Below are 13,210 nucleotides of genomic sequence, written 5' to 3' on the forward strand. Positions count from 1 at the left end.
ATAATACTGTTAGGCCGCATAGTTCATTGAATTACCGGCCTCCCGCTCCAGAAGCTATTAAGCCTAGGTGGTTAGAAAACGCGGTTGCTCTCTCTTAAGAAGTGGTACAACTAATGGGGGCAGGCCAACGGAATCCATGCCCAAGTAGAGATAAATCGCGCTATTTTGGAGAATTATTGGCTTACTTCGGAGAGATTTTATACACAGTAAAAGAGGGGTGCTGTACCGTCGAAGATCGCAGGAAGAATAACGCCCTAAGTCTTTAACCCTTTAGGACATAGAAAAAGCCCTGATCGATTAACTCAATTAAGGCTTTTAGCCTCTCTCCTTTAGCTAGGAGAGAGAAATTATTGGGGTGGGTGACGGGGATCGAACCCGCGACAACGGGAGCCACAGTCCCGTGCTCTAACCAACTGAGCTACACCCACCACATCTCTAATTCTTAATTCATGGCGCGCCTGGGGCGATTCGAACGCCCGACACCCTGCTTAGAAGGCAGGTGCTCTATCCAACTGAGCTACAGGCGCGTCGTGACGCTAAAACTATCATAGGGCGTCACTCCCTGAGAGAAAACCCTGATGGTTTTCTCTCAGCGCCCCATTACATCCGACAGCAAGGGGCTACTCTCTTTCCTTCCGCCCGATGTCAATATGACAGAGGGGAAACGGTCTTTCCCCTCTGTAACTCCCTTTATATGGTCGGGGCGCTCGGACTTGAACCGAGGACCTTCTGCTCCCAAAGCAGACGCGCTAGCCAAACTGCGCTACGCCCCGAAGATTAAAAAACGCTCCCAATCGTCGGGGAGCGAACGAAATTTGCCATTTAGATTCTACCAATTCCCCCTTGCAAAGTCAAACCCTTTTAATTAAGGTTGCAAACCCGCCGCCGTTTTATTAGAATATAGGCCATGCAGGAACAACCGAAACGCAGGGGCATCCCCTTTTTACGGAAGATATTCTTCTTATTCATATTGTTCGTCATCCTGGGCTCTATCGGGCTTTGGTATGTCAACGAGAATATCATGCCCACGAAGGGCAGGTCGCTCATTATAGAGTATCTCACGAAGGCGATGGGCCGCGAAGTGACCCTTGAGAGCGTCTATTACAACCCGTTCAGGGGCATCGTCCTGAGGAACCTGGCGATATCCGACGACCCGAAATACAAAAGGAATTTCCTGGAAGTCGGAAAGCTTTACCTGAACATCCTCTATATCCCCCTCCTCCAGCAAAAGAAGCTGGTGATCTCGTCGGTAAGGATCGATTCGCCAAAAATAGCCCTTACCATAGATGACCAGGACAAATGGAACTTCCAGTCGCTCGCTTTCTTTAACCAGCCCAAATCCGAGGGCGGGGATATGACCACCCTCGTCAACAGCGTCATCATATCCAACGCGCGGATAGCGCTCGAGGACCTCGCCACCGTGCCGGCTTTCAGGAAAGAATTGAAGGATACGGATTTCCAGATATCCCTCTCGTACCCGATTAAGATCAAATACAGGTTAAACTCCGGGCTTGACATAAAACAGGTTAATTCCTTTTCGGCCGACGGGCAATTCGATCCCGTCAAAAAGAGCGCGATGCTCAATCTCAAACTTAAGGACATACCGCTTGAGGAATTCCAGCCGTATTACGCGGAGATGCCGTTCAAAACCCTCGCCGGGAACCTGAGCGGGAACATCAGCGCGTCCTATTCCCATGAGAACAGCCTGACGGTCGCGACGGTTTCGTCGGTGACCGGGCTCTACCTCGGCCGGGAGGATTATACCGCGAAAGGCGCCATCGACCTGAGCGGAAAGATGTCCCTGGACCTCAGGGACAAGACCAAGGCGAAGATACCGTGCGTGATAAACGCCGCCGCTAAACTGGCCAGGGCCGAACTTGTATCTAAAGACTTTTCGGTAAAAGGAGACGTCGACGCGAACGGCAAATTCACGTTCGACCTTAAGAATAAGGGCGTCCCCCTGAAATATACGGCTGACACACAGCTCCGCGACACGAAACTCACCGGAGTGCCGGTCTTCGGCGCGATAGACAGGATAAACGGGAAGATATATTTCGACGAGACGAAACTTTGGACAGACCTGCTTAAAGGGCTCGCCAAGGGCTTCGACTGCGTATTCTCCGGGACGTTAAAAGATTATACCAATCCCCGTCTGGACCTGACCGCAAAGACCGACCTCGACCTCGCGCGGCTCAACGAACTGCTTGCGCCGGAGATGAAGGAAAAACTCAAGGGTTACACATTCAGCGGGATAAGCAAACTCTCGCTTAACGTCAGCGGCATTCTGAAACAGCAGGATAAGGTCCCCCTCGCCTACATCGTTACTTCCGAACTTTTGGATTGCGGCGTAAAAACGGCTTTCCTGGATAAGCCCGTCAAATCGATAAACGGAAAACTCGTCGTGAGACAGGACTCGCTGGCGCTGAAAGATATCTCGGCGTTCTTTTACGACAAAAAATACCTTTTAAGCGGAGAGGTAACGGGCTTCAAGACGCCGGCGTGCGACCTCTCTCTCTCCTCGGATGACCTTAAGCTGAGGATGGCGTTCAAGTACCTGGAAGATTCCGTGACGTTCGGAAAATTCGACGGGCGGTACAAAAATACGGTCTTTAACCTAACCGGGTCTTACGCGAATTTCAAGGACCCGGCGCTTAACGTAAAAGGAAACATCTTGACGACCCCGGGCGAGATATCCCCGTATATCCCTAAAGAGAACGCGGAATTCTTCAATAAGCTCGACCCGGCGACCTCCCTCTCTTCCGCTTTTGAGTTCAAAGGAAAGACAAAGAAACAGGAGACATGGAACCTCCTGTTGAATAAATTTGAAGGGAAATCAGCCGCCCTCGACCTGGCCGTCTTCGGCTCCATATCGGATTTCAAAGACCCTTCGCTGGACCTGCGCGGCAGCCTTGATACGACGGTCGAGAAACTGAAAAAATTCCTGGCGCCGCAGCAGGCGGAGATGCTCACAAAGAGCGAGGTCGGCGGGGACCTTACATTGAAATTCGTATTTAAAGGCAAACAAAAGTCCCAGGATACCTGGCAGGCCGATCTGATCGCCGATTCCCCGCAGATCAACATCAAGAAACTTAAATTAGCCGGTTGCCATCTCGAGGCCAAATTCAAGGATAAGTTCCTGACATTCCCGCGCGTCACCGCCAACCCATATGACGGCGCATTAGCCGCCAACGCGGTCATCGATTTCAGCCAGCAGAACCCCCAGTATGTCGTGCAGGTCGCGGTGCGGGATATCGATATCAGCAGGTGGAAGGATGATACCGATATGAAGGATAAAAAACTACAGGGGCGTTTTTCGGCGAACGCCGACTTAGGCGGGTTCGGGAGCAACCTGGAGACTCTGAAAGGCAAGGGCCGGTTCGAGATAAAAGACGGGCATTTCTGGGAATTGCCTGTGTTCTCCGGGATCGCAAACATCCTTTATATACCCGGGGTTAGCAATATAGCTTTCGGCGAAGCGCGCGGGACATTTAGTATCGCGAACAAAAAAATATATACGGAAGATACCCAGATGATCTCCGAGCAGATGAAACTGACGGGTAACGGCACGGTGGATTTCGACGGCAACCTCGATTTCCAGACCACCGTGACTTTCGACAAAGGCCTTCTTCAGATAGCTTCTCCCCTCGGGCCGTTCCGCGACTTCTTCATAGATAAAGAAGGCAATTATCTCGGCATCATAACACTGAACGGGACGACAAAAGACCCGAAGTTCAAGACCAACGCGCCTAGCTTTGACAGGATATTCCAAAACAAACTTTTCAATAACATCAAAAATGGGATCTTCGGAGGGAACGAATGATGGTCCGCGCTTTCTTTAACGCGCGGCCGCGGTGGCTTATAGAATTCTTCTGTGAAGCGGAAAGTTCCGCGAAAGTCTTCTTGAATTCCGGCGAAAAGAATACCGGGTCGTAGCCGAAGCCGTTTGCGCCCTTGGGTTCAAAAGTTATCCTGCCAGAACACTCTCCCCTGACTATACCTTTAATGCCGTCAGGCCCGGCGATCGCGACCACAGAAACGAATTTAGCTCCCCTCTTATTCCCCGGCACACTCTCAAGAAGCCTTAACAGTTTCCGGTTATTACCTTCATAGTCGGCTTTATTTCCTGCGAACCTGGCGGAACGGACGCCCGGCCCGCCGCCGAGCGCTTTGACGGCAAGGCCCGAATCATCGGCCACAACCAGCCGTTTTGTGTATTTCGCTATCTTAAGGGCTTTGAGCCTGGCGTTCGCCTCGAAAGTCTTTCCCGTCTCTTTTACCTTCGGGGAGCCGGGAAAATCATTCAGGTCGAGGACTTTTATGCCGAGGCCTTTAAGGAGGGCCTTGAGTTCGCGCTTTTTTTCCCTGTTCCTTGATGATATGACTATCTCAAACACTTAAATACCCAATGCCTTCTTCTGTATGTCGATAAGCTGGCCTATGCCCTTCTTGGCGAGTTCGAGCAATTTATGCAGTTCTTCCCCGTCGAAGGGTTCGCCCTCAGCCGTCCCCTGGACCTCGATGAACTTTACCCCCCCTGTCATGACGATGTTCATGTCAACATCGGCGTTTGAGTCCTCCTGGAAAGTGAGGTCGAGGACCGGCTCGCCTTTTATCATGCCGACGCTTGTCGCGGCCACGTAATCGAGCACCGGGATCTTCGTTATCATACCCTTCTTCTTCATCCATGATAACGCGTCGGCAAGCGCGATGAAACTTCCGGTTATCGAGGCGCAACGCGTGCCGCCGTCCGCCTGGATGACGTCGCAATCTATCCAGACCGACCTTTCCCCTAATACCGGGAGGTCGACGACAGCCCTGAGCGAACGCCCGACAAGGCGCTGTATTTCGTGCGTCCTTCCGCCGATAGCGCCCCTTACCGCTTCCCTCTGCACCCTCTGCTGGCACGAACGGGGAAGCATCCCGTATTCGGAAGTCACCCAGCCCGTCCCCTTGCCCTTAAGGAACATCGGGACATTCTCTTCGACCGAGGCGGTGCAGATGACCTTCGTTTCGCCCAATTCCATAAGGCACGACCCTTCGGCGAATTTCATATAATTGCGCGTGACATTCACCTTCCTTAAGAATTCCGCGCCGCGCCCGTCCGCTCTTTTTATCATGTTATATTTCCTTTCCCATTGGGTCTATCCCGACGATAGCGGGAAAATCTCTTAACTTCAATTTGTAAACAGCCTCCGCGCCCAGGTCTTTATACAAGACCGGCTTCGCGTCTATTATCTTTTTGGAAAGATACGCGCCGGCGCCGGCGATAGTGATAAAATAGACCGCCTTATGCCTCTTTATCGCCCGCCTGACATCCTCGGAACGCGAACCTTTTCCTATCATCCCCTTAAGCCCGGCCTTCAAGAGGTGCGGCGTAAAGAAATCCATCCTGCTTGAAGTGGTCGGGCCGCATGAGCCTACGGTTTTCCCCGGGCGCGCGGGAGTAGGCCCCGCGTAATAGATCACCTGTCCCCTGAGGTCCAACGGCATCTTCTTTTTCGCGTAAGCCCCTACCAGCCTGAAATGCGCCTGGTCGCGGGCGGTATAGACAGGGCCGTTCAGCAACACTTCATCGCCTGCCCTTAGAGTTTTTATTACGTCGTCTTTAAGAGGTAACTGGATAGAGCGTATCATTCTAAAGTGTGGCTGTCGCGCTCCTCGTCGCGTGGCAGGATATGCTTACGCAGACCGGAAGGCCGGCTATATGGGTCGGATATGTCTCTATATTTACGCCCAGGCAGGTGGCCCCGCCGCCGAACCCCATCGGGCCTATCTTTAAAGCGTTTATCTTCTTAAACAATCCTTTTTCCAACCCCGCGATATGGCGTTTTGCGCTCCGTTTATCTATATGGCGCATCAGCGCTTTTTTAGACAAAAGGCATGCCTTATCAAGGGTGCCGCCGAGGCCCACGCCTATAATATACGGCGGGCATGCGTCGGCGCCGGCTTTCATTACCGATTCGATCACGAACGCCCCGATCTCATCCGCGCCCTGGGTGGGGTTGAGCATCTTGACGGCGGTCTTGTTCTCGCTTCCGAACCCCTTAGGTACGACGGTTATCCTTACTTTGTTCCCCGGGACTATCTCCTCGTGTATGACCGCAGGCGCGTTATCCTTTGTATTAACCCTCATGATAGGGTCGGCGACGACAGATTTGCGCAGGTGGCCTTTTTTGTATCCTTCGCGGATACCGTCATTGACCGCTCTCGAAAGACTGCCGCCCGTAAGGCTGACGCCCTGTCCTATCTCGATAAATACGACCGCCATCCCGGTATCCTGGCAGATCGCTATTCTTTCATATTTCGCGATCGCGGCGTTGGAGAGTAGTATTTTAAGGATATTTTTGGCCTTCCGGTCTTTTTCGGCCAGGTATGCTTTCCTTATGGCGCGGATAATATCCCCGCGCAGGATGAGGTTTGCCTCGACCGCGAGCTTCGCGACCGCGGACTTTATTTTTTTGACATTTATCTTTTTCATTTTACACCCTTGATCTTATGGAGTTGCGGTATTACCCTCACGTCCTTCAGTTTAGCCAGCGCCTTCTTCTGCCAATCGAGAAGTTTGGCGTTTTCAGGGACGCCCTTGAACTCCCCGAAGGCAGAGGCAGGCTGGAATATAAGCGGTATATTCCTGTCGATGCTCTCTATCAACGCGACAGCCTTTTCGACATCGGCGTCGTGGGTCTCGTTCGTGACGACCATCTTGATGAAAACTTCTTTCTCTTTAGCCGCTTTCAGGAATTCGAAGTGCTCTTCCCAAAAATGCCTGTTCTTCGTCGAGGACGGCAGTTTGATATCCATGGCGATGACATCGACAAGGCCTATCACTTCCTTCGCCTTATCCGGGAGGGTCCCGTTCGTATCGAGGTGTATCTTATATCCTCTTTCCTTTAGCGCCGGCAGGAGGACTTTCAGGAAGTGCGTGTGGAGCAAAGGTTCACCTCCCGTTATCGTGACAGCCTTCGCTTTTTTACCCTTATCCGCGTCGAATACCTTATCGACGACAGCCCTTATCGAAGACTCTTCGGGCGCTTCCGGCTGTGGCGTATCGCAAAACGCGCAGCGCAGGTTGCAGCCGTGGAAACGGACGAAGACATGGTCCTCTCCGGCATAGACACCCTCGCCCTGGATAGAGAGGAAGACTTCGGTCACTTTCGCAGTAGGTTGTTTGAATATTATTTTCATATCTTTTTCGAGGGGTCTATTATCTTGGCCTCTCTGAAACCTTTTTCCCTTATGATGCACGAATCACACGTAAGGCAGGGGCCCTTGCCTCCGGCGTAGCACGACCACGTATATTCATACGGCACGCCCAATTTCGTTCCCAGCCTGATGATCTGTGCTTTCGCCATGCCTATGAGCGGTGTAAATATCTTTATCTTGGCGCCGGCTTTTGTTCCGCGCTTAATCAATTTATTGAAAACTTTATAGTATTCCGGCCTGCAATCGGGATACCCGCTGAAATCGACCGCGTTCGCGCCGATAAATATCGCGGTCGCGCCTGTCGCCTCGGCGCAGGAAACCGCGAAACTCAGAAATACCGTGTTCCTTGCCGGAACATAAGTGGCCGGTATACCTTTTGCAGGACGCCTTCTGCTCTTTGGCACGGCTATGCGCCTATCGAGGAGGGCGCTCCCTTTCCACGGCAAAGCGATGTTTATGATCTCGTAATCCGCGCCGCAGGATCTGGCGATCTTCTTCGCGCTCTCGATCTCTTTTTTATGGCGCTGTCCGTAATCAAAGACCAGGCACTTGCAATCGTATCCCTTGCTCTTCGCGTAATAAAGCGTGGTCGCGGAATCCAACCCGCCCGACAGCAATACCACCGCTTTCCTTGTCCCGCGCATGGGATTCTTCATTCAAAATACGTGGCGCAGGAATCCCTCGTCTCCCAGACGCTCACGCGCCTCAGCGAGACCTTATCGCCCTTAAGCGCTTTCTTCAAATTATCGTATATATACTTCGCGATATTCTCCGCGGAGGGATTGCCTTTTTTAAAAAATACTATGCCGTTCAAGTCGCGATGGTCGAGCGAATCCAGGACGGCGTTCAATTTATCTCTAAGGGTCCTGAAATCTATAGCCAGGCCGCCGAGGTCCAGTTTTTTTGCCGCAGCAAATACTTCAACATCCCAATTATGGCCGTGGAGGGCCTCGCATTTGCCGCGGTAGCCCTTCAGCCTGTGCGCGCCGCTGAAACTCCCTTTTACCGATACCTCAAACATCCTTCACCTGTTCGGCTGTCTTGACGTCCGTGCCGAGGAATCTCTTCGCGACGGTCAGGAACTTACCCGGCGCGTCGCTTACGTAAAATCTGGGACGGCCCGCTCTCCGGCCCGGGTATTTCAACCCGCACTCCTCAAGCAGGTTCCGCGCCTCTCTCGCCGTCTCCTCCGCCGAATCCACAAGTTTTACCGCCTTACCCATCACCTTTTGTATGGCGGGTTTCAGGAGAGGGTAATGCGTGCAGCCGAGGATCACTGTATCTATCTTCTTTTCTTTGAGCCCGGAGAGATATTTCCCCGCCGCTATGCCGACTATGCCGTCGCCGGCCCAGCCCTCTTCGACGAGCGGGACGAATAGAGGGCAGTCCTTGCTGTAAACTTTAATCTTCGGGTCGAGGGCCTTTATCTCCTTCTCATAGGCCTTGCTCAGGACCGTAGCCGTCGTCCCTATTACGCCCACCCGTCCGTTCCTGGTCGAGCGTATCGCCGCCTTCGCGCCGGGCTTGATGACGCCGATTATCGGCACGCTGAAATATTTGGAGAGGAAAGGCAATCCTATCGCGGACGAAGTGTTGCAGGCGATGATAATAAGCTTCACGTCGAAATTCAGCAGGAAGAGGACATTCTCTATCGAAAATTTCTTTATCGTCGACGGGGATTTCGTACCGTAAGGGACGCGCGCGGTGTCGCCGAAATAGATGATGTCCTCGGCAGGCATCTCTTTCGCCAGTTGTTTGACGACGGTGAGCCCGCCTACGCCCGAGTCAAAAACCCCTATAGGTTTATCTCTCACTGGGTAAATCCGTCGGTAGATTCATAGATCTTCTTGTAATTGAGTATCCCTTTCGCTATCGCCGATGCTATATCCTCCCTGAACGAGGCGCTCTTAAGGTCTTTTTCTTCCGCAAGATTGGATATAAAACCGATCTCGACCAGCACGGCCGGCATCTGCGCACCCTTTAATACATAGAACCTCGCGCTCTTGACGCCGCGGCAATGAAGGGTGGTAGACGCGTCCACGGATTTCGAGATATTCCGGGCTAGCTCTATCGATTCTTCCCTGTTCTCGGTATATACGAGGTCCCAGAGCGTCGCCTCGAGGTCCGTATTGCGGCGCTGGAAAGAGGAATCGTCAAATTTCAGGAAAGAATTCTCGGCGGCTTCCACGGCGCGGGCGTTGTCATCGACCGCGGTCGACAGGTAATATACCTCGAACCCCTTCGCGCCTTTCAGTCTCGCCGAATTGGCATGGATACTGACAAAGAAATCGACGTTGTTCTCGTTGGCTATCTGCGACCTCTTTTCCAGCGGGATAAACTTGTCCCTGTCGCGGGTCATGACCACATCGACGCCGTTCTCGTTCAGCTGTTCTTTTACGCGCCTGGCTACATCGAGGACGAGGTCTTTTTCTTTTAATCCGGTCCGGCCTATCGCCCCGGGATCATTGCCGCCATGGCCCGCATCGATAACAATTTTCCTTACCAGGTATTTTTGTGTGACCGGCGGCCTGGGGCCGGTGATCCGCGGAGGGCTGAGCACTCTAGCTATCGAATCGATGGCGAAATCAGCGGGTATCGCGACCGAACCCTCATAAAAGACCACCGGGGAACTTAATCTTTCCGGCTTTCCGTTTATAGCGGCGTAGTCCATGCCGACATAAAAAGCGAATATCTTGTTCTCCTTGATGAGGTCGGCCCTTCTCGCCACCGGGTCCCATTCACACCTGGCCTGGTAGTATCCGGCGATGAGCGTCAGCGGTATATAACTTTTGCCGCCGATCTTCACGGCCTGTGATGAAAGCGCGCCCCGTATCGCTCCCATCCTCGGGGCGGTCGCGCATCCCGCGGTAAAAAGAAGAACCGCCGCGAAAATCACCAGGAATAGCCTTCTCGTTATCATTCTCCCCTTAAATGGTGGAGGCGCGGGGATTCGAACCCCGGTCCTTAAGTCACTCGATAAGAGCTCCTACGTGCGTTTCCTGCGTTTTGTCATTCGCCCTTCACGGCCGCGCGAGCAGGCCCGCTGCCGGGAGGACTAGCCTTTTGATCATCTTATCCCATTTCTTAAAGGCCAAAGGAATGGGACCAGCCTGCTGCGGTGTCCGACCCGGCTTCGCAGGCAAAACCGGAGGACATGCTGCTTAATTAAGCAGCTAGCGCGAGTTCATTCGCGTTTAACTTTGTTGCCAGGTTTTAACGAGGCCACCTGACACCCTCGGCACGCAACCCTTAACTTGCTTCTTAAGTCGAAGCCTTTCGCCCCCTTAAACGAACCTGTCTCGACTTAAAATATGGGCAGGTTCGTTCTGAAGAGAGGAACGGAGTTCCTCTCTTCAGTTATCTCTCCTCCTAATAGGAAGGGGATATCACCCACTCTCGCTTACCCTTTCCCTCTTACTTCCCGACGTAAATCCCTGTCGGAGGCGCGTTTCTTGATGTCTTCCCGCCTGTCATAGAGCTTTTTGCCCTTCACCAGGGCGATCTCTGCCTTGGCCATGCCCTTCTTGAAATATATCTTCAGCGGGACAAGCGTAAGGCCTTTCTGGGCCAGGTCCCCCTGAAGCTTGTTTATCTGGGGCTTATGCATCAATAGCTTACGCCGCCTCTTGGGGTCGGGCGCGAACCTGCCTGCCTGAGGATACGGCGAGATATGCATATTATAGAGAAAAAGCTCGTCATCGTCTATCCTGGCAAAACTGTCCTTCAGGTTTGCCTTCTTGTCCCTCAGGGACTTCACCTCCGCGCCCTGAAGGGCTATACCCGCCTCGAAGGTCTCGAGGATGTGGTAATTATGACGGGCTTCCCTATTTGTGGCAACTGTCTCGTCTGCCATTTTGTTTTTATAATATATCACATCAAGGCGGATAAATCAATCCCGTCTCCCGCCGCCAGTGCGGCGGGACCTTCGACTTTTTAGGTTGAAAAAGGCACCGATAATCGGTATAATTTATTAAGTTTTTTAAAAAGGCCATATGGAAAACTACCTTAAACAATTCTTAGATCTCGTCAAGGTCCACCGGTTCGAGGAGTTATATTCGAAAGATATAACCGCTGAAAACTACTTCGGCTTCCCCCTGCGGAGCATTGTCGAGGCGGAGAAGAGGCTGCTCTCCGCGGAAGAACCGTCAGTGGCCTATTTCTCGATGGAATACGGCCTCGGGACCAGCATCTACAATACATTTATCCCGGCGAAACCTGTTTCAGAATCCAATATCCTCCCCAGACAGAACATATTTTCGAATATGAGGATACGGGATTATTACTTCAGTTTCAAGGTGGATCACAGGATAATGGACCTGCCTATCTACAGCGGCGGCCTCGGCGTCCTCGCCGGCGATACGCTCAAATCCTCGGCGGATTTAAACACATCCCTGTCGGCGATCGGGATACTATGGCGCAAGGGCTATTTCAAGCAGAACTTCTGGTACAAGGACGGGCAGGTGCCGGAAGCGCTAAACTGGGACCCGTATTCGTACCCGGGCCTCATCCCCCTCGATACGGTCGTTAAGATACCGCTAAACGGCGGCGACCTGCTGCTCCGGCTCTGGAAATATTACGTATACAGTTTCGACAAGAATCACGTCATACCGCTTACCCTCCTTGATTCCGACGTCGAGGGGAATAACCCGGAATTCAGGAGGCTCACCGACCAGCTCTACAGGAGCGATAATTCCTATATAAAGATCGTTCAGCGGGTGATACTCGGTATAGGCGGGATAAAAGCGCTCGAGGCTCTCGGCTACTCGATAAAGAAATACCACCTAAATGAGGGGCACGCGGCTCTCGCGCTCGTCCAGAAGGCGGACGCGTTGCAAAAAGACGGCCTGGCCTCGCTCGAAAAAGATTTTATTTACACATGCCATACGCCGGTCGCGGCCGGCCATGACCGTTTCCCGATAAAAGAACTTGAGAAGATCCTTCCCCGGGAGAATATCGATTTCATAAGAAATAACGGCCTCGAGGGAGACGACACCGCGAATTTCACGCAGCTCCTCCTTAATTGCTGCGACCATGTGAATGCGGTCGCGAAAAAACACGGCGAGGTAACCCGGCTGCAATTCCCGCAGCACGCGGATAAGATACAAACGATAACCAACGGCATCCACATCCCGACATGGATATCCGGCAGTTTCTCCGATCTGTTGAAAAAATACGGGAACGATATCGGCCAATGCGCCTCCGGGCACGCGGAACCTGCCGACCTCGAGAAACTCAGGAACAATAGCGAGTTCAGGCTTGATCTCTGGAAAGCTCACCAGGAGAACAAGCGCAACCTGCAGTCGATATTCGAGAGCTGGGACATCAGGGAGAACGTCTTTACGGTATGCTGGGCGCGAAGGATAGCCGCTTACAAGAGGCCGAGCCTGATATTCCAGGATCCCCGGCGCCTGGTCGATATAGCGAACAGGGTCGGCCCGGTCCAGGTGATCATCGCCGGGAAGGCGCATCCCAACGACAACCTCGTCGGGACATTCATAAATAACATAATGAACACAATAGACGCGCTGGGGACACAGGGCTCGTCCATCAGGATAATAATGCTCGAGAATTACGACATATTTTTCGGGAAGATCCTCAGCAACTCGGTCGATGTCTGGCTTAATAATCCCCTCCCCCCGTTCGAGGCCTCCGGCACGAGCGGTATGAAGGCTATACTAAACGGCGTCGTCCAGCTCTCCACGCTCGACGGGTGGGTCGTGGAAGCCGCGGACGCGGGTATGGGCGAGATATTCGGGTACCGGCACAAGACAGGCGAGCCGATAGGCAATGAACTTGACCTTCGCCTTGACGCCGATTCCGGCGAACTCTATAACGCGTTGGAGAAGCTGGTAAAACTCTATTACGAGACAAACCGGAACGGCAACGCCAATGCGGGTTCCAAATGGATCGATATTATGATAAACTGTATGATACAAAGCCATTACTTCAACACCTGCAGGATGGTCAAGGAATACCGCGACAGGATGTGGTTCGATAAGAATTAGAC

General features: G+C 52.6%; 12 protein-coding genes, 3 tRNA genes and 1 other RNA gene. 2 read left to right on the forward strand and 14 right to left on the reverse strand.

Translation table 11 applies throughout. From position 1 onward, the window contains the following. Positions 1-351 precede the first annotated feature (351 nt). The 3 genes from PHO67_06865 to PHO67_06875 form a co-directional block, all read right to left on the reverse strand. A tRNA-His gene (locus PHO67_06865) sits at positions 352-428 on the reverse strand. Between the two features lie 22 nt (positions 429-450). Beyond that, positions 451-527, reverse strand: a tRNA-Arg gene (locus tag PHO67_06870). A gap of 168 nt (positions 528-695) precedes the next feature. Further along, positions 696-773 (reverse strand) — tRNA-Pro (locus PHO67_06875). 134 nt (positions 774-907) lie between these two features. Here PHO67_06875 and PHO67_06880 point away from each other — a divergent pair. After that, the gene (locus PHO67_06880; GenBank protein MDD5546854.1) at positions 908-3,820 is read left to right on the forward strand and encodes an AsmA family protein; all 2,913 of its coding nucleotides are present in this window, start codon (positions 908-910) and stop codon (positions 3,818-3,820) included. Here the strand turns inward: PHO67_06880 and PHO67_06885 are convergent. The 11 genes from PHO67_06885 to smpB form a co-directional block, all read right to left on the reverse strand. Continuing rightward, on the reverse strand, positions 3,789-4,394 hold the full coding sequence (locus PHO67_06885) for an XTP/dITP diphosphatase (protein MDD5546855.1): 606 nt from the start codon (positions 4,392-4,394) through the stop codon (positions 3,789-3,791). The two genes, PHO67_06880 and PHO67_06885, sit on opposite strands and share 32 nt — an antisense overlap. Next, positions 4,395-5,117 (reverse strand): ribonuclease PH, encoded by a 723-nt coding sequence (gene rph, locus PHO67_06890; GenBank protein ID MDD5546856.1) that lies wholly within the window; start codon positions 5,115-5,117, stop codon positions 4,395-4,397. It abuts the gene before it with no gap. A 1-nt stretch (position 5,118) separates the two neighbouring features. After that, positions 5,119-5,634, reverse strand: coding sequence for a FumA C-terminus/TtdB family hydratase beta subunit (locus tag PHO67_06895; GenBank protein ID MDD5546857.1), 516 nt, complete (start codon positions 5,632-5,634; stop codon positions 5,119-5,121). 1 nt (position 5,635) lies between these two features. Then, positions 5,636-6,478: a fumarate hydratase gene (locus PHO67_06900; GenBank protein ID MDD5546858.1), complete on the reverse strand. Its 843-nt coding sequence runs from the start codon at positions 6,476-6,478 to the stop codon at positions 5,636-5,638. Next, positions 6,475-7,185, reverse strand: coding sequence for a 7-carboxy-7-deazaguanine synthase QueE (locus tag PHO67_06905; protein MDD5546859.1), 711 nt, complete (start codon positions 7,183-7,185; stop codon positions 6,475-6,477). The genes PHO67_06900 and PHO67_06905 overlap by 4 nt, the downstream gene beginning before the upstream one ends. Continuing rightward, a complete protein-coding gene (gene queC, locus PHO67_06910; protein MDD5546860.1) occupies positions 7,182-7,859 on the reverse strand; it encodes a 7-cyano-7-deazaguanine synthase QueC in 678 nt (225 codons plus the stop codon). Before queC ends, PHO67_06905 begins: the two co-directional genes overlap by 4 nt. Continuing rightward, positions 7,856-8,224, reverse strand: coding sequence for a 6-carboxytetrahydropterin synthase (locus PHO67_06915; GenBank protein MDD5546861.1), 369 nt, complete (start codon positions 8,222-8,224; stop codon positions 7,856-7,858). Before PHO67_06915 ends, queC begins: the two co-directional genes overlap by 4 nt. Beyond that, complete coding sequence (gene murI, locus PHO67_06920) at positions 8,217-9,017, reverse strand: glutamate racemase (protein ID MDD5546862.1); 801 nt, start codon at positions 9,015-9,017, stop codon at positions 8,217-8,219. The genes PHO67_06915 and murI overlap by 8 nt, the downstream gene beginning before the upstream one ends. Next, positions 9,014-10,123: an N-acetylmuramoyl-L-alanine amidase gene (locus tag PHO67_06925; GenBank protein MDD5546863.1), complete on the reverse strand. Its 1,110-nt coding sequence runs from the start codon at positions 10,121-10,123 to the stop codon at positions 9,014-9,016. Before PHO67_06925 ends, murI begins: the two co-directional genes overlap by 4 nt. Positions 10,124-10,135: 12 nt before the next feature. Continuing rightward, positions 10,136-10,487: a transfer-messenger RNA gene (gene ssrA, locus PHO67_06930) on the reverse strand. A 116-nt stretch (positions 10,488-10,603) separates the two neighbouring features. Continuing rightward, on the reverse strand, positions 10,604-11,056 hold the full coding sequence (smpB, locus tag PHO67_06935; protein ID MDD5546864.1) for an SsrA-binding protein SmpB: 453 nt from the start codon (positions 11,054-11,056) through the stop codon (positions 10,604-10,606). 139 nt (positions 11,057-11,195) lie between these two features. On the opposite strand from smpB, the gene glgP reads away from it, so the two are divergent. Then, a complete protein-coding gene (glgP, locus tag PHO67_06940) occupies positions 11,196-13,208 on the forward strand; it encodes an alpha-glucan family phosphorylase (GenBank protein MDD5546865.1) in 2,013 nt (670 codons plus the stop codon). Positions 13,209-13,210 lie beyond the last annotated feature (2 nt).

Source organism: Candidatus Omnitrophota bacterium, assembly GCA_028716565.1.
Taxonomy (GTDB): domain Bacteria; phylum Omnitrophota; class Gorgyraeia; order Pluralincolimonadales; family Pluralincolimonadaceae; genus Pluralincolimonas.